Below are 3,913 nucleotides of genomic sequence, written 5' to 3'. Positions count from 1 at the left end.
AGCTTGCTGGGAGCCGTGGGTGATGAAGACTTCGGCGACGGGCACCGAGCGGCCGATCTCGGCCGATTCCCGGGCCGCGATCACCTCGCGCAGCGCAGGCCAGCCGGACGACTCCGTGTACTGGAGCACGGCGGGGTCACGCAGCGCGGTCTCGGCGGCGAGGGCGATGCGTTCGCGCGGCATCAGGGCGGCGTCGGGCAGCCCGCCCGCGAGGCTGATGATGTCGTCGCGGGCGGTGAGTTTGAGCAGATCCCTGATCGCCGAGCTCTGTAGACCGGCGAGCTTGCCCGCCAATGCTGGAATTGTCAGCGACATGGGAACCTCCGGGGACGCCGAGAGAAGCAATCATCCTACGATTGCATATCGCCCACCAGAATATGAAATTGTTGTCTCATAAAATGAGACGCTACCGGGCGGTGATGGACTTGACCTGCCACTTTCCGTCGGTGTTCGTGGTGATGATCTCCTGCTTGTAGACCACGGCCGAGCCATCGGGGTGCATTTCGCGCAGTTCGACGTCGTAGCGGCCCGCGCTGGTTTCGCGCATCTTCACGCAGTGAGTGGTGCCCGCGGGGATCTGACCGTCGATCGCCTGCTGGATGGTCTCGGCGGGTGAGATGTTCTCGGCGTCGGGCGCCACGAACTCACGCACCTTCGCCCCGGAGCGGTCGGTGTAGAAGGCGTACTGGAAGCCGAGGATGGCCCTGGCACCGGTGCTGGTGTCGCCCGGTCCGTTGCCGACGGTCACCGACTGTTCGGCGACGGACTGGCACTCGGTGCCCGACGCGACCGAGGGAACCGGCGCGGCCGTGACACCGGGATCGGCGCCGCCACCACGCTTGACCAGCCCGATCGTCAGGACCAGCGCCACCACGAGCAGAACCGCCGCGGCCACACCGCCGATGATCCAGCGCAGGCGCTTGTTGTCGGGTTCCGTCTCCACCGGCGCCGGGGTGGCCGGCATCTTCGGCGCGAGACGGCGCGCGATCGGGTCGTCGGCCCACGACAGGCCGGGTTCGGATGGCGGCTTGGGAATCCCGCCGTCATCGTCGGGGTTGTCCCACCACGCCTTGTCGGCGGCGGGTCTCGGCTTGTCGGGAACCAGCGGAGTGCGGGAGCCCTCGGGCGGCCGCACGGTGTCCGCGGCAGGCCCGCTCTCGCGTGACGGCGGCTGCGGCGCAGGATCTTTGGGGCCGGGGCGACCGCGACGGATCACCTCGGTGAGTTCGCGACCGGACGTCACCGGCACGGAATCACCGAAGACCGAGTCGCCGAAGACCGAACTCTCACCGCGCGGCGGCTCACCACCGAAACGCACGGTCGGGTCGGCAGCGGGCGGACCACCGGGAGTGGGTCCGCCGAACGGCGCGGGAGGACCCGGACGAGCGGGCGGCGGCGTCGCTACCGCGTCACCGAAGACGGAAGTCGGCGCGGAACGGCGACCATCGGGCAACCGAGGCGGCGCTTGGCCACTGCCCGGCGCCGAGCCTTGATCTGTCGGCGTGGAGCCCGAAGGCGGAGCCGAGAGCCGCGCGGGCGGACCGGGCGGCACCGAGCCGGCGAACGGACCGGCAGGCGGCGGAGCAACGGGCGGCTGACCGGCGACGGGCCCACCGAACGGACCCGGCGCGGGCGCACCGGCCGGCGGACCGAACGGGCCGGGCGCCGGCGCGCCGGCAGGCGGTTCGGCTGGTCGCCAACCCCGCTCCGGAACCCCGGACGGCGCGGGCGGCGGCGTGGCGGGAACGGGCCCACCGAAGCCGGCGTCATCGACCGGCGGCCCGAAATCTCCTACGGGAGAGCCGAAATCCGCGGCCGCTCGTTGTCGATCGCCGCGTTCGTTCTCGTCGCCCTCGGTGCCCAAGTCCAATCCTTTCCCGGGACACACGTGTGGGGCGGTCGAAGGCGACCGCCCCACACGACAAACTGCGTGTCAGTACTGGATCGAGCCACCCCACTGGGTGTTCACACCCGCGACGTTCACCGTCTGAAGCAGCTCCCCCGGCACGGGCAGTGTAGCCTTCGCGGCCGCATCGAGCGCGGCGTTGCCGCCCGGCTGCGCCTTGATCCAGTTCTCCACCGCGGCCTTGGCCAGGTTGGCCTGCGTGGTGTCGAGCACCGTCACGGTGGTGTTGTCGCTGCGGCCGTCGCCACCGTTGAAGGTGGTGACCTTGACCTCGTTCGCGCCGACGTACTCGACCGAGATACCGGCGTCACCGAAACCGCCACCCGGCGTCCGGTAGCCGACCGTGCCGACGTAGCCCGAGGCGTTGTTGTAGTGGTGGGTGTTCGCCAGGATTCCGGCACCGTCGACGGTGACGCCGATTTCCTGACGCGGGCCCTCCATCTCGACGACGGGCGCGGCGGGCGCGTTGGCCAGGCGCGGCGCCTGCCAGGCCGGCTCCTTCGGCTCCTGGACGAGGGTGTCCGGAGACTCGACCTCGGCCTGGGTGCCGGTCCCGGTGCCCTGATCGGACGGCACGGTGGGCTGCGTCTGCTGCTGGCCCGGCGTGGCGCCCGGCTGGCTCGGCGTGGTGCCCGTCTCCGGCTTGGTGGTGCCCGGCTGGTCGGGCGTCGCGCCCGCGCGCTCCGGCTGGACCGCAGGCTGCGCCTGACCGGGGACCGGCAGCGGCGCGACACGGGGGCTGGTGACGCCCGGCTGGCTCGGCGTCGGCTTGGCGGGGGTGCCCTGCTCCGGCTGACCGGGCGCGGGGCTGGTGACACCCGGCTGAGCCGGCGTGGGCTTGGTCTCGCCCGGCTTCGTCTGACCCGGCTTGACGTTCTCCGGGGTTTCCGTTTCCGGGGTCGCCGGAGCTTCTACTTCACCCGAAGGCTGGCCCGGCTGCGCAGGAGCCGGAGTCGCGGGTGTGGTCGGCTGGTCACTGGGGACCGCGCCGGCCGGAGCCGCGAGGAGGGTTGCCACGGCTGCCGCGGCGGCCAAAGGCAACGACGTGCTTGCCATCGCTCGCTGCGCCCGACTCGGCTTACGATGCTTCACTTTTCGTAATCCCTTTCCCGGAGGGAATCCCCCACTGCTCCACCACGCGATCACAACTGATCGCGCCTCGGCGGTGAGTCAACCACATGAGCGCGGGACAGGCAACGCAGCACCAGGTTTCGCTTTCACCCGGTTCCGCCTGCGCAAACACCTGGTGTGACAGTTGCCCGGAAGCGACGAGCGCCGTTGGCGAACAACACAATTCGAAACCTGAAACGCATTGTGATTCGTTTCACAATACGGTGTCAGGGGCTCAGTCGAGGTCGTCGTGGCGCATCAGCAAACGTCCGGCTTCGGTGAGCGAGCCGGTGAGCGAGGGGTACACCGAGAACGTCTGCGCGAGATCGGTGACCGTCAGATTGTTCTGTACCGCCAGCGCGATCGGCAGGATCAGCTCCGACGCGATCGGCGCGACCACCACACCGCCGATCACCACACCGGTCGCCGGGCGGCAGAAGATCTTGACGAAGCCGCGCCGCAGCCCCGACATCTTCGCGCGCGGATTGGTGTTGAGCGGCAACATCACTGTGCGCGCGGGGACCTCACCGTTGTCGATGGCGGTCTGACTGACACCGACGGTCGCGATCTCCGGGCGGGTGAACACCGCCGAGGCCACCGTCTTCAGCCTGATCGGGCTCACCCCCTCGCCGAGCGAGTGATACATCGCGATCCGGCCCTGCATGGCGGCCACCGAAGCCAGCGGCAGCAGACCCGTGCAGTCGCCGGCGGCGTAGATGCCGGGCACCGACGTGCGCGAAACCCGGTCGACACGAAGGTATCCGCCGCGGTCGAGTTCGATACCGACCCGGTCCAGGCCGAGGTTCTCGGTGTTCGGGGTGGAACCGACGGTCATCAGGGCGTGCGAACCGGTGACGGTACGGCCGTCGGACAGCTTCACCACGATCCCGTCGGCGG

3 protein-coding genes and 1 pseudogene are annotated in these 3,913 nt (G+C 69.9%); all 4 read right to left on the bottom strand.

The window, feature by feature from the left end; genetic code table 11:
• A pseudogene (locus ACFWF3_RS27350) lies at window positions 1-315 on the bottom strand (PLP-dependent aminotransferase family protein); the annotation flags it as partial.
• 91 nt (window positions 316-406) lie between these two features.
• On the bottom strand, window positions 407-1,864 hold the full coding sequence (locus ACFWF3_RS27345; RefSeq protein WP_379316260.1) for a hypothetical protein: 1,458 nt from the start codon (window positions 1,862-1,864) through the stop codon (window positions 407-409).
• Window positions 1,865-1,933: 69 nt separating this feature from the next.
• The gene (locus ACFWF3_RS27340; protein ID WP_379316258.1) at window positions 1,934-2,962 is read right to left on the bottom strand and encodes a hypothetical protein; all 1,029 of its coding nucleotides are present in this window, start codon (window positions 2,960-2,962) and stop codon (window positions 1,934-1,936) included.
• A gap of 289 nt (window positions 2,963-3,251) precedes the next feature.
• Window positions 3,252-3,913 (bottom strand): FAD-dependent oxidoreductase (locus ACFWF3_RS27335; protein ID WP_379316256.1); only part of this gene is annotated, 662 nt, incomplete at its 5' end.

This window comes from Nocardia sp. NPDC060220, from assembly GCF_042727815.1.
In the GTDB taxonomy this organism is placed as follows: domain Bacteria; phylum Actinomycetota; class Actinomycetes; order Mycobacteriales; family Mycobacteriaceae; genus Nocardia.
Note: the sequence above shows the minus strand (reverse complement) of the source record. Positions and strands in the feature narration are given on the sequence as shown.

Excerpts from the sequence above, each read along its gene's own strand:
- ACFWF3_RS27340 (WP_379316258.1), bottom strand. The coding sequence starts at position 2,962 with ATGGCAAGCACGTCGTTGCCTTTGGCCGCCGCGGCAGCCGTGGCAACC.